The organism is Nocardia sp. NPDC004718 (assembly GCF_053601535.1).
Window position 1 is genome coordinate 39,346 of record NZ_JBSGCA010000010.1, and the last position, 26,084, is coordinate 65,429.

The following is a 26,084-nucleotide window of genomic DNA, read 5'->3' on the forward strand; positions in this document are numbered from 1 at the left end:
CGGGTCGGGTGGATCGTGATCCACCCGACCCGCTCATTCGTTTCGGCACCCACCGGACGACCACGCCGCTGAGCGGATGCGGGTCACCAGTTCGTGCTCGAGGATCGGGCCGCCATCAGCACGCAGAGGTGTCCGCCGGACCCATAGTCACCCTCCGGTGGCATGCGGCATCAACCGACCGCCCGACGGGGTGTGCGACTTTCGGCACGCGGATCTACTTCTGAATGGTGATGTTTCCAGCGCGGTGGGTGGCAACACTGGAACCACGCCGGTCGGGGAATCGCTACGGCGTCGGCGTCCAGTCGAGTGAGGAGTCGATCAGTGACACAGCAGGAGTGGCGTGGGACGGTCGTGAAGAAGTCGCGTGGGTTGCTGGACGGCGCGAATCTGTATCGGCGCTTGCACGTTCGGTTGCAGGATGGCAGCACGATGAAGGTCCGTGTGGACCGGACGTTGTGGAAGGTGCTGGAGGTCGGCGACTCGGTGATCAAGCGGGCCGGAGCCGACCCGGTCAAGGACTGACCTGCCGGAGCAGCTCGGTGAGCGCGCCGGACCGGGCCGCGATGTCCTATTCCGGCGCGATCAGCACTGCACGCAGTCGTGCCAGCTCCCCTGTGGTGAGCCCGCCGGCCAGCAACCACTCGGCCGCGCCGCCGTGATCAGCGGACAGTTTCGCGAGGAAACGCCCCATCACCTCGGCCTCGACGCCGAGAATGCCGGTGCTGACCGGGGGCAGCCCCGTGTAGGACGGAAGCCCGTCGAGCCGGTCACGGACCCGGTGCATGCGTTCGCCGGTCAGGGCGTAGTCGGCCGCGATCGCCTCCGGCGGCACGCCCACCGCGTCCAGCAGCACCGCTGCGAGCACTCCGGTGCGATCCTTGCCCGCGGCGCAGTGGAACAGCACCGAGTGGCGGCCTGCGTCGACGACGAGCCGGACCGCCGCGACGATGGACTCGGTGCTGCCCGCCAGCAGCTTGTCGTACAAGTCGACCAGATCCACCCGGCTCGAGTCGGGGACCAGATCTCGCGCGGCCAGCGAGGATTCCGGCGATTTCCGCACCGGCAGGCAGACCCGCCGCACGTCGGCGCCGGCCAGCAGTCCGTAGCCCTCGCGCTCCACCTCGTCGGGCAGCCGCAGATCGATCAGGGTGCGCAGACCGATCGGCCCGAGCAGCTTCGCCATGTCGGACTCGGTGAGATTCTGCGGCGTGCTGGAACGGTAGACGACGCCGAAACGGGTTGTGCCGCCGTTCTGTACGGGCAGCCCGCCCAGGTCGCGGACATTGTCGATCTGGGCGAACTCGACCCACCGGTCGGCGGGCACGGTGGCTTCGCCCGTGCTGTCAGTGGGCACGGCCGGCCGCCGCCTCGTCGGCGCGGCTCAGGCCGCACAGTCCGATCAGGTCTTCGTGCAGCTCGAACCACACGGTGTGGTAGCTGTCGAGCACCGGCCGTGCGACCCACGCGTGGTCACCGGCGGCGATCCGCTCGACGGCGTGGGTGAAGCGGGCGCGGTACCGGGCCAGCCTTGGCGCGACGTCGCCGATCCGCCGCAGCAGCGGCTGCACCACGCCGTGCAGGTCGGTCAGCCGGGTCAGCACCGCACCGTCGTAGTCGGCGTCGGCATGATCGTTGACGGTGGCCGGATCCTTCATCTGCCAGGCGGTGACGACTTCTTTCAAAACGCCGTTGAAATCGCAGAATTCGGCGTAGACGGAGGCGATCGCGGCACGGTCGACGGTCCGTCGCTCCGCCGCCAGCAGGCCGTCCAGGTGCTGTCTACCCTCGGGTGTGAGCCGCACTCCGATCGGTGTCGCGGCGCACCAGCCCGCGGTTACCAGCTGTTCGCATCGAGCAGCGACCGTCTCGGCAGACGCACCTACGCCCGCGGCCAGCGCGTCATGGGCGGCCCGGCCCTTGATGCCGATCAGCCGCAGCAAATCGAGGTCGGGAATATCCGTCACGGTCGCCGGGGATGCCACATCTACTTTCACCGAGACATCGGTCGCGCGCGCGTCGAGCCACGCCGCCAACCGGTCGGCATCGGTGCCCGCCCACCCGGCCAATCGGCCGACGTCCGCGAGGGTGCTCGCATCGACGGGTTTGCCTTCGACCCGGCCCGGCCAGACGCTGCCCGCACCGCCGTCCACGGTCACCACCTGACCGGCGAGGGCCGCGACGACGCCGGGGCCGCAACCGACCACGCACGGCCTGCCGATCTCGCGACCGACCAGCGCGGCATGCGAAGTGGCTCCGCCCAATTCGGTGACGATCGCCTTGGCGGCGATCATGCCGTGCAGGTCGTCGGGGCTGGTGGTCGGGCGTACGAGGATCACGTCCTCGCCCGCCTCCGCGCGGCGCTCGGCCTCGTGCGGATCGGTGACGACGACACCCGAGGCCAGGCCGGGACACGCCGCTTCGCCGCGAGCCAGCGGTGTCCCGCTGTACTCCCCGGTCGCCGGACGCAGCACGGTGCGCACCTGGTCGGCGGTGACCCGCTTCAGTGCCTCGTCGGTGCCGATGAGCCCTTCCTCGGCCATCGCGACCGCGGCACGCACCGCCGCTCGCGCCGAGCGCTTGGCCGACCGCGACTGCAACAGCCACAGAGCGCCGGACTCGACGGTGAATTCGATGTCCTGGATATCGCGACCGTCGCGTTCCAGCAGGTCGGCCGCCGCGATGAGTTCGGCGTGCACCTGCGGCGACAGCGTCGCCAGTTCGTCGAGCGGCCGGGGAGTAGTCCGGCCGGACACCACGTCCTCACCCTGTCCGCCGACCAGCCACTCGCCGAACGTCGCGCGCTCTCCGGTGTTCGGGTTGCGGCTGAACAGCACACCGGTACCGGACTTCTCGTCGAGATTGCCGAACACCATGGCTTGCACCGTCACCGCCGTGCCGAGGCTTGCGGACACGCCGCGATTGCGCCGATACGTCTGCGCCCGGGGCGAATCCCAGGACCGGAACACCGCACTGATGGCCGCCCGCAACTGCTCCCAGGGGTCCTCCGGCACCGCACCGGCGGGATCACCCAGCACCGTTTCGCGATACTGGGTACGGAACCGCTCCCGCGTATCGGCCGCGTAGCCCGGATTCCCGGTCTCCGCCGCCAGCGCTCGCGCCACCGCCTCGTTCATGCCGAGGTTCAGCACTGTGTCCATCATCCCGGGCATGCTCACCGCGGCGCCCGAGCGGACCGATACCAGTAGCGGACGGGTGCCTGAGCCGAAAACACGTCCGGTGCCGCGCTCCAGGGCGGCGATGCCCGCTCGGACACCGTGCCAGATGTCCTCGCCGATCTCCCCGCGCGCCGAGAAGTCGGCCCAGCCTTCGATGGTGATGACGAACGCGGGCGGCACCGACAGGCCGAGCGCGCGCATGCGGTTGACGCTCCACGCCTTCCCGCCGATGCGGTCCCGGGACAGCGAACAGGCGCCGTCGAGTTCGACGACCGGCCCCGCGCCCGCTGCCTCGTCGTTTCGCTCCACTAGCTCTGCTCCGGCCGTCATGTCACTCCTTAGCAATCACTGAACGTGCTGCGCTCCAGCGCGATTCGCATCTCCTGCGACGGACCGTGCCCGGCGCGAACCGCGGCGCACAACTGTCGCTCGATTCGAGCCTGCCGTGCCACTGGTCACCTGCCGTACCCGTGGTCCCGCTGAGCAGGACGACCGGCACCGCACGAGCCGGCCGGCACGCTGTCCGAAGCTGCTGGGCGTCGCCCTCGGCGCGCAGCGCCGCGCCGGTGCCGATACCCGCGCGGGGCGGCGCCGCGCGATCTCTCGACCGGAATCAGGTTCCCGGTCAGCGGGATGTCCCGCCGCGATCGGACCGTATCGAGCTGCCGGTGCGGCACGATCGGGGCATGAATCGACGGCGGGCGGCCGGTGGGCTCGGATCACCATCGGCTGCCGCGCCCGACCGTCCACAGCACGACTCCGCGACGATTCCGGCAGTGCTGGCCGACCGGGCACGCCGGGACGGCGCGCGGTTCGCGGTGATAGCGCCGCAGGGGCAGCTGACCTACGCCGAACTCGCTGCGGCGGCGCAGCGCGTCACCCGGGCGGTGCTGGCGCGATCGATGCGGCCCGGTGACCGGGTGGCGATCTGGGCGCCCAACACCACGCGATGGATAGTCGCCGCGCTCGGCGTGCTCGGCGCGGGCGCGACGCTCGTGCCTATCGGTACCCGCCTGCGCGGTCCAGAGGCCGCCGACATCCTCGCGCGCAGCCGCTGCCGCATGCTCCTGACCGTGGGTGCATTCCTCGGCGTCGATTACCCGGAAATGCTGCGTCAGGCCGGGCGCCCGCTGCCGGAGTTGCGGACCACCGTCCTGCTCGACGAGGCGTCCAAGGATTCCTCGTGGTCGCGTTTTCTTGCGCTCGGCGACGAAGTATCCGTCGCGGAGGCATGTGCCCGGAGCCGGTCCGTACACCCGGATTCGGTCTCCGACATCCTTTTCACCTCCGGTACCACCGGAGTGCCGAAAGGCGTGCCGTCCACCCACCGGCAGACGATCGAGGCGTTCAGCCACTGGGCCGATGCGGTCACCCTGTCCGGCGACGACAGATATCTGCTGGTCAACCCTTTCTCGCACACCTTCGGTTACAAGGCAGGGATCATCGCGTGCCTGCTGCGCGGCGCCACGATGGCGCCGATGGACCGATTCGAGCCGGAGCAAGTGTTCGATGTGATCGAGCGACGGCGGATCACCGTGCTGACCGGCCCTCCGACCCTCTTCCACGACCTGCTCGCGCACGACGGTCTTGTCGGCCGCGATCTGAGTTCGCTGCGACTGGCGGGCACGGGCGGTTCGAGTGTGCCGACCGAGTCGGTGGAGCGGATCCGCCGGGAACTGGGCGCCGAACAGGTCTTCACCGGGTACGGGTTGACCGAATCCACCGGCGTCGCCACGGTCTGCACCCCCGACACCCCCGCCGGACTCCTCGCCGAGACCGTAGGAAAGGCGTTGCCCGGCGTCCATATTCGGGTCGTGGACGATTCCGGACGACCGGTACCGGTCGGAGCGCCCGGCGAGATCGTGATCTCCGGCCCCACCGTGATGCACGGTTACCTCGACGACCCCGCGGCCACAAGGTCCGCCATCGATTCCGGCGGCTGGTTGCACACCGGCGACATCGGCACCCTCGACACCGATGGTTACCTCCGCATCACCGGCCGCCAGACGGACATGTTCATCGTTGGCGGCTTCACCGTCCACCCCGCCGAGATCGAGCGAATCCTCCGCACCCACCCCGATATATCCGAGGCCGCGGTAGTCGGCGTCCCCGACGCTCGTCTCGGCGAAGTCGCCCACGCCTACGTCGTCCCTAACGGCCGCACCGAAATCGACCCCACAGAGATCCTCACGTGGACCCGCACCCGCATGGCCGGATACAAGACCCCACGCCACATCGAGGTCGTAGCCGCACTACCTCGAAACGCCAGCGGCAAAGTCCTCAAACGCGTCCTACGCTCGCAGGGATCCCAGTCCTGAGCACCTCAGAGACCTGCCCACGCCTACAAAGGTGCCCGTTGGGTGTGCCCTACGAGGCGGCGGTGGACCCGGAGACTTCCACTCGGCGCTCAATCGCTTCGAAAATCCCGATATCGGTCTTCTTCTGCCAATCGGGCAACTGGTCCCATGGCGCGATATAACCAGGCTTCGGGTTCGGTATCCGCGCCAAGATCTGCCCGATCCAGCAGATCGCCACGAATTGCCCTTTCAATTCCGGACTCAGGCGCGCAGCCGCGTTCCCCGTGAGTTCGAGGAAGGCGACCACCTGACCGTAGACCGCCGCCGCACTGGCCCGCTCCCAGTCCGGCATGTCCTCCCAAGGAGCGATGTAACCGTCCTTCGGCGTACCCGGATAGTAAGCGGTGACGCCGGCGATCCAGGCTTCGCGGAAGACCCTGCCGCCATGGTCGTCGTCATTACTCACAGTGCTCCTCATCAATGTGCGGTCGACGTGGTCAGCGTAGTGATCCGGTGCTCGAGATGCGCCACATGACGATCTCCCCGCATGCGTGCCAGATGCGGCTGCAACTGAGTCAGGCGTCGCTCAAGATATCCGGAACGGGTTCGGCGGGCGATATCGACGGCTGTACCGCCGTACCACACTGCCTGGATCGGATCGCCTCGTAGTGCTCCGGCTGCGGCGAGGTCGACCAAGACGCTGGCACGGCGACGAGTGGACAAGGGACGATCCAACAATGGCGTCAAGATGCGTTCGGCGGGCTCTGGTTGACGGAGCCGAATAAGGCAGCTGGCTTTTTCCTCGTCGATGCGCTCCCCGGAGAATCGCAGCCAGCCCAGCGGAGGTGTCTCTTCCAAGCCGAGTACGCCTCGGGCGGCGTCGAACCATCGTTCGCATTCGCTGGCATTGCCGAGGCCTGCTTCAACTTGCGCACGGACACTCTCCACCCAGTAGCGCGTTGGCAGAAGACCATCGCCACGACGAGCAACCCCAGCTGCCTCATCGACCAGTGGCAACGCGTCTCGGAAACGGTTGTCGATGACGCCGACGTAAGCGTGTCGCGTCAACGCGCAGGCCCATAGGTCGAACGCGCGAGCGGTGGCCGCGAATGTACCCGACAGGGCGTAGCAGTGGGCAGCCTCAGCGAAGTGACTGCTGTCGAATAGAATTTCGCCGGTCAACTGAAGCGCATTAGCGATCAGTTCGAGCTGACGACGTCGCAGCTCTGCGCTCCTGCAACTGCGAAGGCTCTCGATCAGCAGCGCCAAGTGCTCACGTGCTGCGACGAAGACCGCGGCCTTCGTCTCTGCCTCCCCATAGCTCTTCCAGAGCATCTGATTCAAGCGGCCGTATTGATCAAGGATAGTCGTGTCCACACGGCCAGATGCTGCGGCGAAGTGCACCCGATCCCAGTCGACGGCTCCTAGAGCCGGGAGCGCAGTTGTGGCGATACTTAGTAGCCGCAGCAACTCGCGCCGGTTCATGTCCGTGATCTCCGTGGGGTAGTCACCGCCGTGCCCGGCGGGGTGGCCACGATCCACAGTAGTCCGCGTCTTCCGACTCGAAGATGAGGCAGCCAAGGTCCCGCCGGATCGGGCCGCAGAGGTTTGGAGCAGACCCGTACCCTGAGCGCCCTTCGCCTCTCTGCGCGGTGTCACCGGGTGACGCTCCCGCCAAGCTGCTTCCCCTTGGCTGAGGATTTGCTCGAACCGGGCACGATCATCGACTGTGGCCCGTTGGTCCAGAGTCGTGTCCAGCATCGCCTGGGTGTTCGAGCGCGGACGCACAGCGCTCAGACCAGTGCGCCAGTTGACGACCGTCGTAGTTTCGACACCGAGCAGCAGTGCGAAGTCACGTACCGACCGCCGCATCGCCTCTTGGAGCGCCGCCGCCTCGAATCCGGTCCATTGCCATCCCCTGACCATCGCCCCACCTACGTTACATCGCCTGACCTGGGAAGAAAGCTCACGCTAGCGTAGCGCACGCCGACTTCCAGGCGGGGACGCCAGCCCCCGATGCAGTGGACTACATGCTGCGCGTACCGACGAGTCCGTCGCATCCCAACCACCAGTTGGCGGCCACTACACGCCTGATGACCTGATAAGTGCCCCCGATGACCCGACGATACCCAACCATTACGCGATCGCGCCGAAAAGGGCCACATGGGCATTGTTGGACCGTGCCCGGTACCAAGCCGACGCCGTATCACTCGAGGCGGCGCACCCACTCCGGTGAGCCGGGGCCGGTGGCGAAAGCCCTTGGTGTCGGGCGCTTTCCCCATCAATTGTGCTCCGCAGGAAGGCGATGACCGATGCCCTATATGACCCTCGCTATCCACCAGCTCGCCACGTTGACTCCGCCCGAAGTCCTCCATACACCCGAACCTCCCCCGCATCGTCGACCGGACGCACACGGCGACGCAGTCCCACATGGATCGAACGTGACTGTCCCGGTAGCCCCGCCGCGGTGATCCGTCGTGCGGTTCCTCGCTCGTTCCGGCGCATCCGTCACCTCCACATCGAAATAGGCGCTTTGACGCTGGATTACCAGGCCAGTGCCGAACAAGCGCAGAGCATCGCAGACACGCTGGTGCGGAACTACCGAGGGCTCGTAGTCACGGTCGACGACGACGTGAGTAGCGACCTACCGCCACTGCCGTGCGCCAGGTTGTGGGACTGACCTCTGTTTGTCGCTCATTCATGGAGGGTCGCCATGTACCCGAATGCGAAAGAGACATCACCATGTCGCCCAGCGTCCGGACTACCGAGGAGGCAGCACTGCCCTTCTTCCAGGATCTATGTCACCGCAAGCAGGAGTGTCGCCGTGACGTCGCCGGATCATCTGCCACACAGAGTTTTTGTCCAAGCAGACGGCATGCTTGCCGAATTCATGTGCCAGGTCCATTTACTCGACCTGACGCTCGAACGCGCGCGCGAGCTAAGGTACATCCACCGCCTGCATCGCCCCGATGAGTGCATCGTGCACCTGGAGGCAAGTTGTCTGTTGCTGATCGAGGACGACGACTGAGTGTCCGGCGGTGGTGGACCACCGCCGGACGTGCCGTCAGGCGACCTCGTTCCTCATCTGGGCGGTGAGGATCTTCTGGTAACCGGCGCCGAAAAGCCTCGGCAGCCAATCGATCACGTGGGCATCCGCGCCGATCAGGATCTTCGCCTTGTTCTTGCGGATACCGCTCACGATGACCCGCGCGGCGCGCTCCGGGGTGGTCTTGGCCAGGCGGTCGAAGTTGGCGGCCAGCGCGTCGCGATCGCGATCGCCGCCCGCCCGCGCCTTCCAGGCGATCTCGGTCTTGATCATGCCCGGATGCACGCTGCTGACGCCCACCGCGTGCCCGGCGATGGTCATCTCCTGCCGCAGCGCGTCGGTGAAGGCGCGAATGGCGAATTTCGTCGCACTGTAGGCGCCCTGGCTGGGGCAGGCGGCCAGGCCGAACATGCTCGACACGTTCGCGATGTGGCCGTCACCGGAGGCGATGACATGAGGCAGGAACGCCTTCGTGCCGTAGGCGACGCCCCAGAAGTTGATGCCGACGATCCATTCGAAGTCGGCCCAGCTGAGTTCTTCCACGTTCGCGGTCAGCGAGACTCCGGCGTTGTTGACCACCAGATTGATCCCGCCGAAGTCCTCGGCCACCTCGTCGGCGTGGCGGTACACCGCCGCCCGGTCGGTCACGTCCAGCTTGTACGCGCGGGCTTGCGCGCCTTCCTTGCTACACAGCGCCGCGGTCTCGGCGACGTTGTCCATGTTGCGGCCCGACAGCGCCAGCCGAGCGCCGCGGCGGGCGAGTTCGACCGCCAACGCCCGGCCGATGCCCGCGCCCGCGCCGGTGATCACCGCGGTCTTGCCCTCGAAATTCTTCACGGTCGATTTCCTTGTCTCGCTCGGCGGTCGGCCCGCCGGTTTGCCCTGCCGGAAGTCCTCACAGGCACGTGTAGCCGCCGTCCGCCACGAATTCCGAGCCGGTGCTGAAGCTCGACTCGTCGCTGATCAGGAACAGCACCAGGTTCGCCAGCTCCTCGGGACGGCCGGGCCTGCGGATCGGCTGGTTGCCCGACATGCCCTGTGAGCGTGCGGAATCCGCGGTCATCTCGGTGACCACGACACCGGGATGCACCGAGTTGACGCGGATGTCGTCGGCGGCGAACTCCTGCGCGGCGGTCTTGGTCATGCCACGCACGGCCCATTTGGACGCGGTGTAGCCGAGGATGTTCGAGAAGGCGATGATGCCGCCGATCGAGGAGATGTTCACGATGGAGCCGCCTCGGGCCCGGCGCATCGACCCCAGCACCGCCTTCATGCCGAGGAAGACCCCGACCTGGTTGACGTCGATCACCCTGCGGAAATCGGCTTCCGACAGCTTCTCGATCGGATCGACATGGACGATCCCCGCGTTGTTGACCAGGCCCGAGACCGGCCCGAAGACCTTCTCGGTGTAGGTGACCACGTCGTTCCAGGCCGACTCGTCGGTGACGTCGAGCGGGAGGAAGGTCGCCGCGTCGCCCAACTCGGCGGCCAGAGCCACGCCATCGTCCACCAGGACGTCGCTGATCACCACCCTGGCGCCCTCGGCGACCAGCCGCCGCGCGAAGGCCGCACCCATTCCCCGGGCGCCGCCGGTGACGATCACGTTCTTACCCTCGACGCGTCCCATCAACGCGCTCCTTCCGATGTCCGCGCCCGCTGTTCGGTCGTTCCCGGCTGGTTTCCTGCGATATGACCGGCCGCGATGTAGCCGAACACCATGGCGGGACCGATGGTCGCGCCCGCGCCCGCGTAGTCGTTGCCCATCACCGAGGCCGAGTTGTTCCCCGCCGCGTACAGGCCGGGGATGGGCTGGTCGTCGCTGTCGAGGACGCGCGCGTGCTCGTCGGTGACCAGACCGCCCTTGGTGCCCAGATCGCCCGGCACCATCTCGACGGCGTAGAAGGGGCCCTGCTCGATCGGTGCCAGGCACGGATTCGGGCGCACCGTCGGGTCGCCGTAGTAGCGGTCGTACGCGGAATCACCACGGCGGAAGTCTTCGTCACGACCGGCACGCGCGAATCCGTTGAACCGCTCCACCGTCGCGGTGAGCGCCGCGGGCGGCACGCCGATCTTCGCCGCGAGCTCGGCCAAAGTGTCTGCCTGCTGGATGATCCCGGCATCCAGGTACTTCTGCGGAAGCGGACGCTTGGGGAAGTTGCCGAGGAACAGGTACCGGTCCCGGAAGCGCTGGTCCATGATGAAGTACGCCGGGATGTGCCCGACGCCCGCCGCTTCCTGCTCGTACATCTTGTGCACGACGTTCACGTAGGGGGCCGATTCGTTGACGAACCGCTCGCCCGCGTGGTTCACCATGATGCCGCCGGGCTGCGAGCGCTCGGCCAGGCAGAAGAACGGCGGCCCGTCGGGATTGCGCACGGACGGCCCCCACCAGGCGTCGTCCATGAGATCGACCGCGCCACCGGCCTTCTGGCCCGCGACGATGCCCTCACCGACGTTCTCGGTGGCGCCCACCGTCCATTCGGTGGATTGGGGGCCGCTCATGTACTGCCGACGCATCTCCAGGTTGTGCTCGAAGCCGCCCGCCGCCAGCACCACGCCGCGGCGCGCCTTGATCACCACCGGCGTCCCGTCGCGCTCGGCGCGTACGCCGACCACCGCGTTGCCCTCGGTGATCAGTTCGGTCAGCGGCGTGTTCAGCCACACCGGCACCCCGGCGTCGCGCAGCGACAGCCACAGCCGGGCCGCGAGCGCCTTGCCCAGGCTCAGCGGCAGCCGTCCGCGCAGCTTGTTCCCCACCGCTTGGATACCGACCTTGATCGCGGTGCGTTTCCCGGCCCAGGTGCGGGCGATCATGTTCAGATCGTGGAAGTCGCTGACGGTGAAGGCGATGCCTTTGGGACCGGACATGGTCGGCTGGTTGATCTTGTGCAGGTCGCCGCCGAGCAGCCGTCCGTCCAGCGGGGCGGGCTCGATGCTGCGTCCCTGGGCGAGACCACCGGGGAACTCGGGGTGGTAGTCGGAATAGCCGCGGTCGTAGACGAATTCCCAATATTTGCTGCGAGCGCCGAGGTAGCGCATCATCTCCGGTCCGCGCTCGAGAAACGCCCGCTGCCTGGCCTCCGGTACCCGATCGCCCACCACGGCCGCGAGATAGGTGCGGGCCAGTTCCGGGCTGTCGGGCACGTCTTCGCTCTGCAGTACCGGGTTGTTGGGAATCCAGATGCCGCCGCCGGACCGTGCCGTGGAGCCGCCGAACGCTCGGCCTTTCTCGATCAGCGTCACCGAAAGTCCACGGTAGGCGGCCGTCAGGGCGGCGGTCATGCCGGCGGCGCCGGAACCGACTACCACCACGTCGAATTCGAATTCCTGAGTCATCGCGTCGCTTCCCGTCAGTAGCCGCAGCCGGTGAGCATGCCGCCGTCGACCACGAATTCGCCTCCGGTGCAATAACTCGCCGCGTCCGAAGCCAGGAACACCGCCACATGGGAGACCTCGACGGGCTGCCCCCAGCGCGGGATCGGCAGGCTCGCGAAGAAGCCGTCACCGTCGACGCCGGACGCACCGGACACCGCCGCGGTCATGGGCGTGGCGATGCCGCCCGGGTGCAGCGAGTTGACCCGGATACCCAAGTGGCCGAGCTCGCGGGCGGCGGACTTGGTGATGCCGCGGATCGCGAACTTGCTCGCGCTGTAGGCGGACAGGCCCGCGGCGCCGACGAACCCCTCCACCGAGGAGACGTTCACGACCGCACCGCCTCCGGTTTCGGCGAGCGCCGGTGCGGCGGTCTTGATGCCCAGCCAGGTGCCGGTCACGTTGACCGACATGATCGCGGTGAAATCCGCCAGAGCCATTTCGGCGATCGGGACGAACCGCAGGATGCCCGCGTTGTTCACCACCGCGTCCAGCCGCCCGTAGTGGCCGACCGCCTCCGACACCGCGGCGGACCAATCGGCCTCGCTGGTCACATCGTGGTGTACGTACCGCGCGGCGTCACCCAGTTCCGCGGCCAGCGCCGTTCCCTCGTGATCCAGCACGTCACCGAACACCACCCGCGCGCCCTCGGCCACGAACTGCCGTACGTGCTCGGCGCCCATCCCGCGCGCCCCGCCGGTGACCAGCGCCACCTTGCCGTCGAGTTGTCCCACCGATTTCCGTCCTCTCTGACCGTCCCTTGCGCACCGACGCTAGGTCGCCCACCGGGGCGCGGCACCGGACGGTCCCGGCCAGCGGGACTAGCTCCTGACCTGAGAAGTTCCAGCGGTCATATTTCGATTAGGCATACAGCTTCCGACTGTCGCGCAGCGGGACGAAGCACCCCGACGAAACCGGAAACGCCCGATCGGGCGATCGAGAAGGAGACCGGATGAAGTTCTCGATGATCTTCGAGGCCCAGATGGCCGACCCCTCGCGTGAGCACGAGCACCAGGTGCTGCGCGACTGTGTCGAGCAGGCGGTACTCGCCGACGAGATGGGATTCGACACCGTCTGGGCGGTCGAGCACCACGGCTTGAAGTGGTACGCGCACATGAGCACCCCTGAGGTCTTCCTGACCTGGGTGGCCGCCAAGACCGAACGGATCCGGATCGGGCACGGCGTGGTGTGCATGCCGTTCAACTTCAACCACCCCGTGCGGGCGGCCGAACGCGCCGCGATGCTCGACGTGCTGTCCGGCGGCCGGCTCAACCTCGGCGCGGGCCGCGGCGCGACGCCGGTGGAGACCTCCATGTGCGGTGTCGACCCCGAGCGCACCTACCAGGAGGTCGAGGAGTCGCTGCGCATGATCGGCAAGGCGTGGCAGGATCCCGAAGCCGAATTCGAGTACAACGGCGAACTCTTGCAGGTCTCGCCGCATTCGCTGCTGCCGCGGCCACAACAGTTGCCGCATCCGCCGCTGTTCATGGCGTGCACCAAGAAGGACACGCTGAAGATGGCCGCCGACTACGGAATCGGCGCGCTCGTGCTGGGTTTCGCCGGCGTGGAGGAGATCGCCGAACTGCGGCGCACCTATGACGAGGCGATCGCCGCGCGCACCGGTGAGCGTTTCGTCTCGACCGTCGTGAACGATCATTTCGCGGCGCTGTGCCCCACCATCGTCCTCGACGACCGGGAGAAGGCCCAGCAGATCGGCGCCCGCGGACAGCGCTTCTTCGCCCAGTCCATCAAGCACTACTACGGCGCGGGTCCGGCTCCCGACGAGGCCGTGGACCCGAACGCGGACGAAGTCGCCGCCATCAAGCAGGCCGCCGACGACCACGTGGCCTACCTGCACGAGGCCAAGATCCCCGTGAAGACCGGCGCCACCTCGGTCTTCAACGTCGAGCACGCCTACGGCAGCCCCGAGGACGCCATCGCCTACGTCGAGCGTCTGCAGGCCGCGGGCGCCGACGAGATCCTCTGCCTCATCCAGATGGGCACCGTGCCGCAGGAGGCCTGCCTGGAAACCATCCGGCACTGGGGCGAGAAGGTCATCCCCCACTTCCGCAACAGCTGACCCGCCACGACATCGAGGAGTTCGACATGGTTGACCTGAGTGGGAAGGTCGCCCTGATCACCGGCGCCGCCCGGGGACAGGGCGCCGCCGAGGCGCGGCTGTTCGTGGAGCGCGGCGCCCGCGTGGTGATCACCGACGTGCTGGAAGCCGAAGGCACGCAACTGGCCGAATCGTTGGGCGCCGCCGCGCGTTTCGTCCGGCACGACGTCGGCAGCGATGACGGCTGGGAGGCCGCCGTCGGCACGGCCGTTTCGGCGTTCGGCAAGCTGGACGTCCTGGTGAACAACGCCGCCATCTACACCGCGAAGCCGCTGACCGACACCGCGCCGGAGGAGTTGGAGCGAATCCTGCGCGTGAATCTGGTCGGCCCGTTCCGCGGCATCCAGGCGGCGATCGGGCCGATGACGCGGGCGGGCGGCGGCTCGATCGTCAACATCTCCTCGCAGGCGGGCCTCGAGGGACTGATGGGCCACTCCGCCTACGGCTCCTCGAAGTGGGGACTGCGCGGGCTGACCAAGACCGCCGCGCTCGAGCTGGGTCCGGCCGGAATCCGGGTCAACTCGGTGCATCCTGGCCCGATCGCGACCCCGATGGTCCCGTACCTGACCACCGGCCCCGGCAGCTTCCCGTCCCTGCCGCTGCAACGCACCGGCGCGCCGGAGGAGGTCGCCGAACTGGTCGCGTTCCTGGCCTCCGATGCCTCGGCCTACATCACCGGCGCCGAGGTGACGATCGACGGCGGCCTGGCGGCGGGCAAGTTCCTGCCACCGGACCTCGAGCAGTAGCGAAAGGAGCGAGCCGCGATGCCGCTGACACCACAGGCGCGGGCGATCGTCGAGACCGCGGGCGCCGCGTTCCCGAAATTGGGGACCGAAGTGCTCGATGCCGCCGAGGCGCGGCGGCTGCTCGCCGCCCGCCCCGCGCCCCTCGTCGATCCGATACCCGTCGCCGAGGTGTGGGATCGACTGGTTCCCGGTCCGCCGGGCGCACCCGAGATCCGGGTCCGCATCTATCGTCCCGCCGCGGCGGTGCAGCCGCCTCCGATCGTGATCTTCTGCCACGGCGGCGGATTCGTGATCTGCAGCCTCGACAGCCATGACCGGTTCTGCCGGGCCATGGCCGTCGGGGCGGAGGCGATCGTGGTGTCGGTGGACTACCGGCAGGCGCCCGAGCACCGGTTCCCCGCGGCGGCCGAGGACGCGTACGCGGCGCTGCGCTGGGTCGCCGACCACGCCGAAACGCTGGGCGGCGATCCCGCCTGCCTCGTCGTGGCCGGGGACAGCGCGGGCGGCAACCTCGCCGCGGTGACCACGTTGATGGCACGCGATCGAGGCGGCCCCGAGATCGCCCGGCAACTGCTGCTGTATCCCATGCTCGATCCGGCCTGCGCCACGGCGTCCTACCGCCAGAACGCGGACGGCTATTTCACCACCGCCGCCCACCTGCGCTGGTATTGGCGTCAGTACCTGGGCTCCCACGACGGCGCCGATCCGTACGCCAACCCACTCACCGCCGACCTGTCCGGGCTCCCGCCCGCATACATCGTCACCGCCGAGTTCGATCCGCTGCGCGACGAGGGCGAGGACTACGGACAGCGGCTGCGGCAAGCCGGAGTCCCGGCGGCGATCCACCGCTGCGACGGCATGTTCCACGGCTTCCTGAGCATGGCCGACGACCTGCCCGAGGCGGTCCGGGCCAACACCGCCGCCTACGAGGTCGTACGCGCCGCCCACGCCGAGCGGCGTTCCTGATCGAGCCCGCACCACGCACTGTTAGGACCCACCCATGACGATCCAACGGATCGGCCCCGCCTACCCCACCGACGACCTGCCCGCCACGGTGGCACTGCTGGCCGCCGTCCTCGCTACCGAACCCACCGTCGTCGACGGCGACCGCTGGGCCCAGTTCGACAGCAATGGCGTCCGCGTGATGCTCGCGGGCACCGACCGCGAGGATGACAGCCCGTTCCTCGCGATCAAGGTGGACGACCTGGATGCCGCGTTGAACCGGCTGCGCGCCGGAGGTTTCGAAGCCGCGCAGCCGGTCATCGGACCGCACGAACGCCGCGCCGTCATACGGCCGACGCCCGGCTCCGCCTGGCACATCGCCCTCTATGAACCGATCTCGGGTGCGAATCCGGCCCAGCGACCGGAAACATCCGAGTAGCAACGAAATACGGCTCGGCCGGGCATTGTCACTCGGAGTGGATTCCGGCGGCCGGTTCCGATGCGGCCGGATCTGCCGGGTTCGCCGGATCGGGGGGAACCGCACGGAACGATTCGGACGGCGGTCGCCGTAATGCGCGATCGAAGGCACGCGCCGAGACGGGCCACGGGTTGGTGACGCGCCCGCTGGCGTGTTTGTACCAGCAGTTCGGTCTCATCGCGGGCCACACCGTCTTGGTGACCGCTTGCTCGAGCCACTGTTGATGTGCCCGCATCGCGGTTTCCCTGACCTCGATGGCGGACGCGCCGATCCGGTCACGCCAGTGCAGGCAACGGACGATGTAGTCCACCTGACACTCCTTCATTCCCGGATTGCTGCCCGCGGGGTTGAAACTGTTCGGCCCGGCGATCAGGAAGGCATTCGGATAGCCGGGAACCGCCATGCCCAGTAGCGCGGTCGCTCCGGAACGCCACTGGTCGTGCAGCACCACGCCCCCGCGTCCACGCACGGTGATCGGGACCAGGAACTCCGGAGCACGGAAACCGGTGGCGTAGATGATCACATCCGCGGCATGGTGTGCACCATCGGCTGTGCGCAGTCCATCGCGGGTGATCCGGGCGATCGGGTCGGTGATCAGCTCGACGTTCTCGCGGGCCAAGGCCGAATAATAGTGGCTGTCGAAGATGATGCGCTTGCCCCCGATCGGATAGTCGGGGGTGAGTTTCGCCCGCAGCCGCGGGTCCGCGATCCGGCTGTGCAGGTACCGCCGGGCAGCCCATTCGGCGGGCCGCGCCGACCAACCTCGGCGCATGATCGGCGCGAGCACGGCATCGGAGCCGTAGTACAGGACTCGGCGATAGAGATGGTGAGCGCCGGGCAGCCGCAGCGCCGTTCGAGCGAGCGGCCCGAAGTCGGCGGGTGGTTTGGGCAGTACCCAGTGCGGCGTGCGCTGGAAGACGCGGACCCGCCGGGCTTTCGTGGCCAGTGTCGGCAACATCTGTGCTGCGCTGGAGCCGGTGCCGATCACCGCCACGTCCCTGCCGTGCAGGTCCTGGTCGTGGTCCCAGCGCGCGGAATGGAACGACGGTCCGGCGAAATCCGCCCGGCCCGCGAGATCGGGAATGCTCGGCCGGTGCAGCTGGCCCACGGCGAAGATCACCACCTCGGCGACCGCACGCCGCCCGTCGGAAGTGGTCAGTTCCCACCCGCCCTCGGTTTCCAGATACCTGGCTTCCCTGATCTCGGTGCCCAATCGCAGATGCGGAACCAAACCGTGGTCGGCGGCGACCCGGCGCAGATACTCCAGGAGCTCCGCCTGGCGCGGATATCGGATGCGCCGACTTCGGTAGGGCGCGAACGAGAACGAATACAAGTGGGACGGCACATCACAGGAGCAGCCCGGATAGGTGTTGTCTCGCCAAACCCCGCCGACGTCGCCGTCCCGCTCGAAGATCACGAAATCCGTGATTCCGGCCCGCCGCAATCCGACTCCCATCCCGATGCCGCCGAAACCCGCTCCGACGACAGCCACCTTGTAGGTCATCGCGATCGCCACCCGTCCTCCTTCATCATCACGCAGTCAACGTGCAGCTACCTCATCTCTTCGTTGGCTGAAGGCTTCTGGATGGAAAGACCTCCGATCGGTTGACTGCCGGGCGGTATAAGCCAGAAGTACGGGGCCACAGTGAAACACCGCGCATCACATGACCAACGGGACGATGTTCGACGATCCGCTGACGGTCGCGGGCACCAGTCACCACGCGGTCATTCGCGCTCGATCGCCCGTCGAATAGCACACTCTCCGCTATTAGCCGGGCCTTGTCGCCGGTACGGCCGAGCGTCCCGTCGCAACGAGAGCGCGGGAGATGCCGAGGACCGTTTCGCCGAACGCGCCGGATTCGACGTGGCGCTGGTCAACGGCACATCCGGGATCGCTAAGTGGACAAAGGCGTCTTCTGAACAAATTGCGGCGCAGCGGTTTCCGTGATACCCGCGCGCGGCATTCCACCGTCAGCGGGGCGCGACGTTCGGTCCGGCCACCACCGGTACCAGGTATGTGCGCGCGAAATCGTCGAGCTGCCCGTCGGTCCGGAGTTCGGTGAGTCCGTGCGGCGCGAGGATCAGCGAGTGGACGATCCGGCACACGATTTCCGCACGAGTGGTCAGATCCGTTGCGGGCGGCAGGATTCCCCGTTCGACAGCACGCTCGAGCGCGGTGACCGTCGCGTGGACGGACATCGCGAACGGGACCGCGCCATCGACGGTGAGTTTCAGGACAACGCGCGCCGGTTCCAGCGCCAGCATGCGGTCGACCAGCGGATTCGTGCGCCAGCGGGTGATCACCGTGACGAAGATGTCGGCGACGAGATCGCCGAGCTCGTCGTGCCGGTCGGCGATCTCGGTGATCTCGGCGAGCACCGCGGCCACCTCCCGGCTGATCACGGCTTGCACCAAATCGTCGCGGCCACCGACATGGCGATAGACCGTCACCCGGTCCACGCCCGCCTTCCGCGCCACTTCCTCGATCGTCGTCTTCTTGACGCCGACCTGCTCGAAGAGGACCAGAGCCGCGTCCAAGATCCGGGTGACGAGGGTACCGGCGACATTCTCGCTGCTCGCAGTGGCCTTCGACGCGGTGGGCATGGGCCAACGCTAGCAAAACGGATCCATCGTGCAACATTCAGCCCGAGTTGTTGCTGCAACATTGCAATGCGATTTGTTGTTCTGTACGGTCGGGTCATGGCTGAGCAGGCAGGCGCGACGCAGCGCCGGTATCGCGACGAAGCGCATGCCATCCATGCGCGCGACGTCCATTTCGATTTCGACTCCGTGCCCATGCACTACGTGCCGGGCGAGGCCTTGGCCACCCACATCGTCAATGTGATGCACCTGGTCCTGCCCGAAGGGGAACGAGCCATGGCGCAGGCGCTGGCCGAAGCCCTGCCGCACATCGACGACGAACGATTGCGGGAGGAGGTGACGGGGTTCATCGGGCAGGAGACCATGCACGCGAACAGTCACGAAGCCGCGCGCGCCCACCTGCGATCGATCGGCTTGGACGTCGATTCCTACGTCGGCAAAGTCGCCTGGTTGGTCGATCGCATCCTCGGTGACCACGGCTTGACCGGCCGGGCGCGGGAGGAGTGGCTCAAGGAACGGCTGGGTCTGTTCGCGGGCATGGAGCACTACACAGCGGTACTCGGGGAATGGCTGCTCAACGCGGACATCCTCGCGGAGAAGGGCATGCATCCGGCGATGCTGGACCTGGTCCGGTGGCACGGCGCCGAAGAGGTCGAGCACCGCAGCGTCGTCTACGACGCTTTCATGCATATCGACGGCAGCTACGCACGGAAAGCCCGCACGGCGATCCTGGCCAGCGCAACGTTGCTGCCGCTGTTCATCGTCTCCACCGCCTATCTCTACCGCAAGGATCCGTCGGCGCAGAAGGGCCGGTTCTGGGGCCTGCAGTTCTGGAGCGCGACCCGGCGGGGCGTCATCCCGAAGTGGACGGTCTTCGTCACCGAGATGCCGCGGTACCTGCGGCCGGGTTTCCATCCGTCCCAGCTGGGTCCGATGGACAAGGCCCTGCGCTATCTGGCGCACTCGCCTGCCGCGCGGGCGGCGCACCGATGAAGGGATCACCCACCCTGGCCGAGCGCTCAGCGCCCGGGGGACTGCGCCTGATCGGCGATGTCATGGACATCTATCGGAAGGTGTTCGTCACCGGACGCACCGCCGCACTCCTGTCCCGCCCGAACACGGTGCGCCGCACCGGCTTCGATACGGATGTCACGATCGCCGGGGTCGAACGCGAAGCCGCCGACGTGGTGAGCCTGACATTGCGCGCGGCCGATGGCAGTCCGCTGCCCACGTGGCGGCCGGGCGCGCACGTGGATGTCTTCTTGCCCTCGGGACGGCAGCGCCAGTACTCGCTGTGCGGCGACCCGAACGACCGGTTCCGGTATCGCATCGCGGTGCGGCTCATTCCCGACGGGGGCGGCGGATCCCGCGAGATCCATCATTCGCTGCGAGCCGGCGACCGTCTGCGCATTCGCGGGCCGCGCAACGCGTTCACCTTCGTCGAGGCGCCGTCGTATCTGTTCCTCGCCGGTGGCATCGGCATCACCCCGATCATCCCGATGGTCGAGGCCGCGGGCGCTCGTGGACGCCTGGTGTACGTCGGCCGCTCACGCGAGACCATGCCGTTCCTGGCCGACCTGCCCGGCGCCGACGTCAGGCCGGACGACGAATTCGGCCCTCCGCATGTCGCCGCACTGCTGGCGCGCGCAGAACCCGGTGCGGCGGTGTACGTGTGCGGGCCGCCGCCGATGCTCGAGGCGGCGCAGCGGTGCCTGTTCGAACTCGACCCGACGGCCTCGCTGCACACCGAACGGTTCTCCGCGCTCCCGGTCGTCGACGGCGCGGAATTCGACCTCACTCTGGCGCGCACGGGGACCACCGTCCGGGTCGCGGCCGACGAAACGGCGCTCACGGCGATTCACCGCGCACTGCCGGACACTCCTTACTCCTGCCGACAGGGTTTCTGCGGCACCTGCAAAGTCGCGGTCGTCTCCGGCACGGTGGACCACCGGGATCGTGTGCTCACCGCGGCCGAACGCGAGAACCAGATGCTGGTCTGCGTCTCCCGCGCCGCGGGCGATCACCTCGTCGTCGACCTCTGAGACCGTCATACGAAAGGGACAGCGTTGTCTATGCGTTGCCGATCGAGGGAGACGACCCGATGAGCGTCTCCACAAACAACCACGCACCGTCGGTCGTGTCGACCTTCGACGTGCACGATCCGGCTACCGGCGAGGTGGTCGGAACCTACCCGGTCCACGACCGCCATGCCGTGGACACCGCCGTCGCCGCCGCCTACGAGGCCGCGGCCTGGTGGCGCGATCTGGGCTTCGCCGGACGCGCTCGGCATCTGGACGCCTGGCGCGCCGAGATCGCCACCGGCCGTAACGAACTGGCCCAGATCATCCACCGGGAAATGGGCAAGCCGGTCTCCGACGCCAAACTCGAGATCGCGATGGCCCTCGAACACTTGCGATGGGCGGCCCGCAACGCCGAGAAAGTGCTCGGCCGTCGCTCCGTGCCGTCGAGCATGCTGACGCTCAACCACGCGGCCACGGTCGAATACCTTCCCCTCGGCGTGGTCGGGGTGATCGGACCGTGGAACTACCCGGTCTTCACTCCGCTGGGCTCCATCTCCTTCGCGCTGGCCGCCGGGAACGCGGTGGTGTTCAAACCCAGCGAGTACACCCCCGGCGTCGGGCTGTGGCTCGCGGAGGCGTTCGCACGCACCATGCCCGCCGAGCCGGTGCTGCAAGTGATCACCGGGCTCGGCGACACCGGAAACGCTCTGTGCCGCAGCGGCGTCGGCAAAATCGGGTTCACCGGATCCACCGCCACCGGCAAACTCGTCCTCGCGGCGTGCGCGGAGAACCTCACGCCGGTGCTGATGGAGTGCGGCGGCAAGGACGCGTTGATCGTCGACGCCGATGCCGACCTCTCCGCCGCCGCCGACGCGGCGGTGTGGGGCGGGTTGTCCAATGCGGGGCAGACCTGTCTGGCCGTGGAGCGCGTCTACGTCCACGCCGACGTCTACGACGCCTTCCTCGACGAGCTGGTTGCGGCGGCGGGACAGATCGACGCCGGGAGGGCGGATTCGAAGATCGGCCCGATCACCATGCCGAAGCAACTGTCGATCATTCGCCGCCACCTCGAGGACGCCGTCGCACGCGGCGCCAGGGCGGTGCTCGGCGGCCCGGATGCCATCGATCGCCAGTTCGTCCAGCCGACCATCCTCGTCGACGTCCCCGAGGACGCGCCCGCGGTGACGGAGGAGACCTTCGGTCCCACCCTGACGGTCACCAAGGTCAGGGACATGGACGAGGCCGTCGAGTTGGTCAACCGCTGCGCCTACGGGCTGGGCGGCACCGTGTTCGCCCGCCGCAACGGGCGCGACATCGCCGACCGCATCCGGGCGGGCGGCACCTCCATCAACGCGTTCGTCGCGCACGCCACCATTCCCGCGCTGCCGCTCGGCGGCGTCGGCGCCTCCGGATTCGGCCGCGTGCACGGGCCGGATGGGCTCAAGGAATTCACCTACGCCAAAGCCACCACGCGCCAGCGTTTCCCGTCCCCATTGCCGCTCACCTCGTTCCGGCGCGACCACCGCGTGGACATGGTCGTCGACCTGCTCATCGCGGTCCTGCACGGAAGGAAGCGCCAGTGACCTCCGATCCGATCGAACACACCCCCATCGCGATCGTCGGCGCGGGTCTGGGCGGCATCGGCCTGGCGATCAAACTGCGCGAGGCCGGATTCGACGATCTGGTGGTCCTCGAACGCGCCGACGACCTCGGCGGCACCTGGCGGGCCAACACCTATCCCGGTTGTGCCTGTGATGTGCCGTCCCACCTCTACAGCTATTCCTTCGCGCCCAATCCGGAGTGGTCGCGCACCTATGGGCGGCAGCGCGAAATCCTCGACTACATCCGCTCGGTGGCCATCGAGCACGACGTCGTCCGCCACATCCGGTTCGGCGCCGAACTGCTCGACGCCCGGTGGGACGAGCAAGGTTCGCTCTGGCGGATCGAGACCTCGCGCGGCACCCTGACCGCGGACTTCCTGCTCTCGGCCACCGGGCTCTTCGCGGAGGCGAAGTATCCCCGGCTGCCCGGCATCGATTCCTTCGCGGGCACGTCCTTCCATTCGCTGCACTGGAACCACGACCACGATCTCACCGGCGAGCGGGTCGCGGTGATCGGCACCGGCGCCTCGGCGGTGCAGTTCGTGCCGGAGATCCAGCCGAAGGTGGCCCAGCTGCTGCTGTTCCAGCGCTCGGCCCCCTGGATCGTCCCGCGCATGGATCGCCGCACCCTCGAACTCGAGCGACGGCTGCTGCGCCGTATCCCGCTGGCGCAGCGCGCGATTCGCGGCGGGTTCTACGCGGCCATCGAGACCTTCGGGCTCATCTCGCTGGTCGATCAGCGCTTCCGGCACCCGTACGAAGCGCTGGGCCGACTGCAATTGCTGCGGCAGGTCCGCGACCGGGACCTGCGCAAGAAGCTCACCCCCGACTACGTCATCGGCTGCAAACGAGCGATCTTCTCCGACACCTACCTACCGGCACTCGCCCAGCCGAACGTCGACGTGGTCACCCAGCCGATCGCCGAGATCCGGCCGCACTCGATTCTGCTGCGCGACGGCAGTGAGCACGCGGTGGATACCCTCATCTTCGGAACCGGTTTCACCTCGATTCCGACCGCCTACGAGCGCTACGTCGGGCGCGACGGGCGAACGCTGGCGCAGCTCTATCGGGAACGACCGCAAAGCTATCTCGGTGTCGCGCTGTCCGGGTTCCCCAATTTCTTCTGCACGCTCGGTCCGTTCGGCGCCGCCGGTAACCAGTCCGCGATCTACATGATCGAATCCCAGATCGCCTACATCGTCGACGCATTGCGCGACGCGCGCTCCCGGGGAACACGCCGGATCGAGGTGCGACCGGCAGCACAGGCCGATTTCGTCGCGGAGATGGCTCGCCGTAGTTCGTCGACGGTATGGCTCACGGGCGGATGCCAGAGCTACTACCAGACGCCGGACGGGCTCAATGCCGGTCTCTACCCGAACTGGAGCTTCGAATACCGGCAGCGCACCAGCCGATTCGACACCGCAGCCTACGAGGTGACCCGATGATCGGCGACATGCTCCGGATCGCCAGGGGGCGGCGCGGGTATTCGGTCGCGGGCAAGGTCGTGCTGATCACCGGCGCGGGGCGCGGCATCGGCGGCGAACTGGCGGCGCTACTGCACCGCGAGCAGGCCTCGGTCGTGCTGGTCGATCTCGACCGGGACGCGGTCGACGCGGCCGCCGCCGCATTGGGCGACCGAACCCTCGCCATCGCCGCCGACGTCGCCGACCGCTCGGCGATGCGGGCGGTCATCGACCGGGCCGCCGACCATTTCGGCCGCTTGGACGTGGTGGTGGCCAATGCGGGCGTGGTGCCCCGCCCGGCGACGGTGCGCACGCTCGACGGGCAGGACTTCGACCGGGTGATGGACATCAACCTCACCGGTGTGTTCAACACCGTGCGCCCGGCGCTCGACCACGTCGTCGCCGCCGAAGGTCATGTGGTCGTGGTGTCGTCGTGCGCGGCGTTCGCTCCCGGCATGGCGGGAGCCTCGTACATGATCAGCAAAGCCGCGGTCGAACAGCTGGGTCGGGCGTTGCGTGTGGAACTGGCGCCCTTCGGCGCTTCGGCGGGCATCGCCTATTTCGGCATCGTCGACACCCGGATGACGCACGACACCCTCGATCACGACGAACTCGGCCGTGAGCTGGACGACCTGCTGCCGTGGCCGTTGAACACGCGCATCTCGGCGGCGCAAGCGGCCAGGACCATCGCGGACGGCATCGAGCGTCGCGCCGCGCGCACCATCGCACCGGCAGGGTGGGAGCCCTACGCGCTGCTGCGCGGGGCGGTCAATGTCGTACTCGACAGCGCACTCGCTCACGACAGCCGCGTGCACGACCTGTTGCGCAGGGTCGAAGCGCGCGCGACACCGTCGCCGTATGCCGGTCACGACGACTCCAGCTCGCCCATCGCATCTCCACTCAGCACGGTCCGGCCGCAACATGCGCCGTCCGACCCGAAGGAATCCCTCTCGTGAGCACTCCACGCTTCGACACGCTCCCCGCCGCCTTCCAGCACAACGCGGCCGTGTCTTGCACACCTTCTGGGAAGCGGGCGGCGACGAAGTCACCCTGACGATGAAACTCGAGCGCCGGGTGATCGCCGAGAAATATGCCACCGAAATCGCCGGGCTCTACGCACCCGACCTCGGACCGGATGTCCACGAACCCGCCGGGCCTGTCGCCGCCTCGGTTGCCACCGGCTGAGCGAACCGGCGGTTGATCATCGCTCCTTGACCCAGTACATCCCGCGGCCCGACTCCGCGGGCGCACGTTTTTCGCGTGGCTCGATCCGGTCCAGCCGGTAGCCGAGCCGCCGGGCTACCGCGGCACTGCGGACATTCGCCTCGTCACAGTGGATCTCCACCCGATCGACGCCCGGCAGTGCCAATGCGATACGGGTCAAAGCAGCTGCGCTGCGAGTGATCACCCCTTGGCCGGAGTGCGCGGTGTGACACCAGTAGCCGATCTCCACAGCTCGCGAGCCGAGCCGATCGTGCAGACCGACCGCGCCGAGCACGCTCCCGTCGGCGGCGAAGATGCCGAAATTGAAACTGCCTGCGGCGCTGGGCCAGCTCTCGTCCGTCTCCCGGCCGAAAGCGCGTTGACTCTCCAGTGTCGCCGGTTCGGCGAGCCAGTCCATCCAGGGGTGGATCTCGTCGAACGAGGCGTTGATCGCCTCGAGTCGCGGCAGCAGATCCTCCGGCTGCCATCGCCGTAACAGCAGCTCGTCCAGTTCGACCCGTTCCGGTGGCACGACGCCCGGCGCGAGGGCCGAGCACGGTTCGATGCTCATACCGATATCGTGGCCATCCGGCACGTGACCGTGCAAAGCGATTTCCGGCAGATCCCATAGCCAGCCGAGCGGGCCGCCGACGGTTCAGGCACCCCGGAGACGAACTTCGGTTTCCAGCTCGGCGGCGGTCTGGGTCAGTGCGGCGGCGTCCGGATCCTCTCCGATCCGGGCGGCCAGTTCGGCCCGGGACAGGATGAGCATTCCTTGCGGCTCGGACCCGAAGGCGCCTTCGATTCTGATCTGCCCTTCCTCTAGGACCAGGTACGCGTCCGGTTGGCCGGTGGCCAGCAACCGGCGTAGATCATCCGCCGTGACTCGGCCGAAACGCTGTGCGCTGCTCGACGACGTGTCTGCCGCATTGGTGTTCTCCGCATCCATGGTGACCGATTGCCCGGGTGATCCCATGGGAAACCGGCTGGTCACCCCGTACCAGCCGGTGGTGTCGCCG

Annotated in this window: 25 protein-coding genes; 13 read left to right on the plus strand and 12 right to left on the minus strand. The window is 67.9% G+C overall.

The features are described from left to right. Positions 1-321 precede the first annotated feature (321 nt). Positions 322-522, plus strand: a complete 201-nt coding sequence (locus tag ACWEH3_RS10245; RefSeq protein WP_450018958.1) for a DUF7489 domain-containing protein — start codon at positions 322-324, stop codon at positions 520-522. Positions 523-568: 46 nt separating this feature from the next. Here ACWEH3_RS10245 and ACWEH3_RS10250 read toward each other — a convergent pair whose 3' ends face one another. Both ACWEH3_RS10250 and ACWEH3_RS10255 read right to left on the minus strand, forming a co-directional pair. Then, a complete protein-coding gene (locus ACWEH3_RS10250) occupies positions 569-1,354 on the minus strand; it encodes a tyrosine-protein phosphatase (protein ID WP_450018956.1) in 786 nt (261 codons plus the stop codon). Continuing rightward, entirely contained in the window at positions 1,344-3,506 is a 2,163-nt protein-coding gene (locus tag ACWEH3_RS10255; protein WP_450018954.1) for a pyruvate, phosphate dikinase, read from the minus strand. Before ACWEH3_RS10255 ends, ACWEH3_RS10250 begins: the two co-directional genes overlap by 11 nt. Positions 3,507-3,862: 356 nt before the next feature. Between ACWEH3_RS10255 and ACWEH3_RS10260 the strand changes: the two genes are divergently transcribed. Next, positions 3,863-5,494, plus strand: a complete 1,632-nt coding sequence (locus ACWEH3_RS10260) for a FadD3 family acyl-CoA ligase (protein ID WP_450018952.1) — start codon at positions 3,863-3,865, stop codon at positions 5,492-5,494. A 49-nt stretch (positions 5,495-5,543) separates the two neighbouring features. Here the strand turns inward: ACWEH3_RS10260 and ACWEH3_RS10265 are convergent, their stop codons facing one another. Further along, entirely contained in the window at positions 5,544-5,939 is a 396-nt protein-coding gene (locus tag ACWEH3_RS10265) for a hypothetical protein (RefSeq protein ID WP_450018950.1), read from the minus strand. Positions 5,940-5,950: 11 nt separating this feature from the next. Further along, positions 5,951-7,399 carry a hypothetical protein gene (locus ACWEH3_RS10270; RefSeq protein WP_450018948.1) on the minus strand — a complete coding sequence of 483 codons (1,449 nt, stop codon included), beginning with the start codon at positions 7,397-7,399 and terminating at the stop codon, positions 5,951-5,953. A gap of 898 nt (positions 7,400-8,297) precedes the next feature. Here ACWEH3_RS10270 and ACWEH3_RS10275 point away from each other — a divergent pair. Further along, positions 8,298-8,501 carry a hypothetical protein gene (locus ACWEH3_RS10275; protein ID WP_450018946.1) on the plus strand — a complete coding sequence of 68 codons (204 nt, stop codon included), beginning with the start codon at positions 8,298-8,300 and terminating at the stop codon, positions 8,499-8,501. Between the two features lie 36 nt (positions 8,502-8,537). Here the strand turns inward: ACWEH3_RS10275 and ACWEH3_RS10280 are convergent, their stop codons facing one another. The 4 genes from ACWEH3_RS10280 to ACWEH3_RS10295 are packed head-to-tail and all read right to left on the minus strand — an operon-like array spanning position 8,538 to position 12,625. Beyond that, positions 8,538-9,356 (minus strand): SDR family NAD(P)-dependent oxidoreductase, encoded by an 819-nt coding sequence (locus ACWEH3_RS10280; protein WP_450018944.1) that lies wholly within the window; start codon positions 9,354-9,356, stop codon positions 8,538-8,540. Positions 9,357-9,414: 58 nt separating this feature from the next. Beyond that, a complete protein-coding gene (locus ACWEH3_RS10285) occupies positions 9,415-10,146 on the minus strand; it encodes a glucose 1-dehydrogenase (protein WP_450018942.1) in 732 nt (243 codons plus the stop codon). Further along, positions 10,146-11,855: a 3-oxosteroid 1-dehydrogenase gene (gene kstD / locus ACWEH3_RS10290; protein WP_450018940.1), complete on the minus strand. Its 1,710-nt coding sequence runs from the start codon at positions 11,853-11,855 to the stop codon at positions 10,146-10,148. Before kstD ends, ACWEH3_RS10285 begins: the two co-directional genes overlap by 1 nt. A 14-nt stretch (positions 11,856-11,869) precedes the next feature. After that, positions 11,870-12,625, minus strand: a complete 756-nt coding sequence (locus ACWEH3_RS10295) for a glucose 1-dehydrogenase (RefSeq protein WP_356965835.1) — start codon at positions 12,623-12,625, stop codon at positions 11,870-11,872. Between the two features lie 218 nt (positions 12,626-12,843). Between ACWEH3_RS10295 and ACWEH3_RS10300 the strand changes: the two genes are divergently transcribed. From ACWEH3_RS10300 to ACWEH3_RS10315, 4 genes are read left to right on the plus strand one after another with little or no spacing between them, the layout of a single operon-like run. Further along, the gene (locus tag ACWEH3_RS10300; protein ID WP_450018938.1) at positions 12,844-13,971 is read left to right on the plus strand and encodes an LLM class flavin-dependent oxidoreductase; all 1,128 of its coding nucleotides are present in this window, start codon (positions 12,844-12,846) and stop codon (positions 13,969-13,971) included. Positions 13,972-13,997: 26 nt separating this feature from the next. Beyond that, positions 13,998-14,756, plus strand: coding sequence for a glucose 1-dehydrogenase (locus ACWEH3_RS10305; protein ID WP_450018936.1), 759 nt, complete (start codon positions 13,998-14,000; stop codon positions 14,754-14,756). A gap of 18 nt (positions 14,757-14,774) precedes the next feature. Then, positions 14,775-15,722 carry an alpha/beta hydrolase gene (locus tag ACWEH3_RS10310; protein ID WP_450018934.1) on the plus strand — a complete coding sequence of 316 codons (948 nt, stop codon included), beginning with the start codon at positions 14,775-14,777 and terminating at the stop codon, positions 15,720-15,722. 34 nt (positions 15,723-15,756) lie between these two features. Then, entirely contained in the window at positions 15,757-16,137 is a 381-nt protein-coding gene (locus ACWEH3_RS10315; RefSeq protein ID WP_450018932.1) for a VOC family protein, read from the plus strand. Between the two features lie 28 nt (positions 16,138-16,165). On the opposite strand, the gene ACWEH3_RS10320 is transcribed toward ACWEH3_RS10315, so the two are convergent. Together ACWEH3_RS10320 and ACWEH3_RS10325 are read right to left on the minus strand one after the other, a co-directional pair. Next, the gene (locus tag ACWEH3_RS10320; protein WP_450018930.1) at positions 16,166-17,692 is read right to left on the minus strand and encodes a flavin-containing monooxygenase; all 1,527 of its coding nucleotides are present in this window, start codon (positions 17,690-17,692) and stop codon (positions 16,166-16,168) included. A 455-nt stretch (positions 17,693-18,147) separates the two neighbouring features. Then, positions 18,148-18,780, minus strand: coding sequence for a TetR/AcrR family transcriptional regulator (locus ACWEH3_RS10325; RefSeq protein ID WP_450018928.1), 633 nt, complete (start codon positions 18,778-18,780; stop codon positions 18,148-18,150). A 96-nt stretch (positions 18,781-18,876) separates the two neighbouring features. Between ACWEH3_RS10325 and ACWEH3_RS10330 the strand changes: the two genes are divergently transcribed. The 6 genes from ACWEH3_RS10330 to ACWEH3_RS10355 are packed head-to-tail and all read left to right on the plus strand — an operon-like array spanning position 18,877 to position 25,047. Beyond that, on the plus strand, positions 18,877-19,770 hold the full coding sequence (locus ACWEH3_RS10330) for a metal-dependent hydrolase (RefSeq protein WP_450018926.1): 894 nt from the start codon (positions 18,877-18,879) through the stop codon (positions 19,768-19,770). Beyond that, positions 19,767-20,819: a PDR/VanB family oxidoreductase gene (locus ACWEH3_RS10335; RefSeq protein ID WP_450018924.1), complete on the plus strand. Its 1,053-nt coding sequence runs from the start codon at positions 19,767-19,769 to the stop codon at positions 20,817-20,819. Before ACWEH3_RS10330 ends, ACWEH3_RS10335 begins: the two co-directional genes overlap by 4 nt. Before the next feature lie 59 nt (positions 20,820-20,878). Further along, positions 20,879-22,381 carry an aldehyde dehydrogenase family protein gene (locus ACWEH3_RS10340; protein WP_450018922.1) on the plus strand — a complete coding sequence of 501 codons (1,503 nt, stop codon included), beginning with the start codon at positions 20,879-20,881 and terminating at the stop codon, positions 22,379-22,381. Continuing rightward, positions 22,378-23,844: a flavin-containing monooxygenase gene (locus tag ACWEH3_RS10345; protein WP_450018920.1), complete on the plus strand. Its 1,467-nt coding sequence runs from the start codon at positions 22,378-22,380 to the stop codon at positions 23,842-23,844. The genes ACWEH3_RS10340 and ACWEH3_RS10345 overlap by 4 nt, the downstream gene beginning before the upstream one ends. Further along, the gene (locus ACWEH3_RS10350; protein WP_450018918.1) at positions 23,841-24,818 is read left to right on the plus strand and encodes a short-chain dehydrogenase/reductase; all 978 of its coding nucleotides are present in this window, start codon (positions 23,841-23,843) and stop codon (positions 24,816-24,818) included. Before ACWEH3_RS10345 ends, ACWEH3_RS10350 begins: the two co-directional genes overlap by 4 nt. 55 nt (positions 24,819-24,873) lie before the next feature. Then, complete coding sequence (locus ACWEH3_RS10355; protein ID WP_450018916.1) at positions 24,874-25,047, plus strand: hypothetical protein; 174 nt, start codon at positions 24,874-24,876, stop codon at positions 25,045-25,047. 16 nt (positions 25,048-25,063) lie between these two features. Here the strand turns inward: ACWEH3_RS10355 and ACWEH3_RS10360 are convergent, their stop codons facing one another. Together ACWEH3_RS10360 and ACWEH3_RS10365 are read right to left on the minus strand one after the other, a co-directional pair. After that, entirely contained in the window at positions 25,064-25,636 is a 573-nt protein-coding gene (locus ACWEH3_RS10360; protein ID WP_450018914.1) for a GNAT family N-acetyltransferase, read from the minus strand. 84 nt (positions 25,637-25,720) lie between these two features. After that, on the minus strand, positions 25,721-26,041 hold the full coding sequence (locus tag ACWEH3_RS10365; protein WP_450018912.1) for a hypothetical protein: 321 nt from the start codon (positions 26,039-26,041) through the stop codon (positions 25,721-25,723). Positions 26,042-26,084 lie beyond the last annotated feature (43 nt).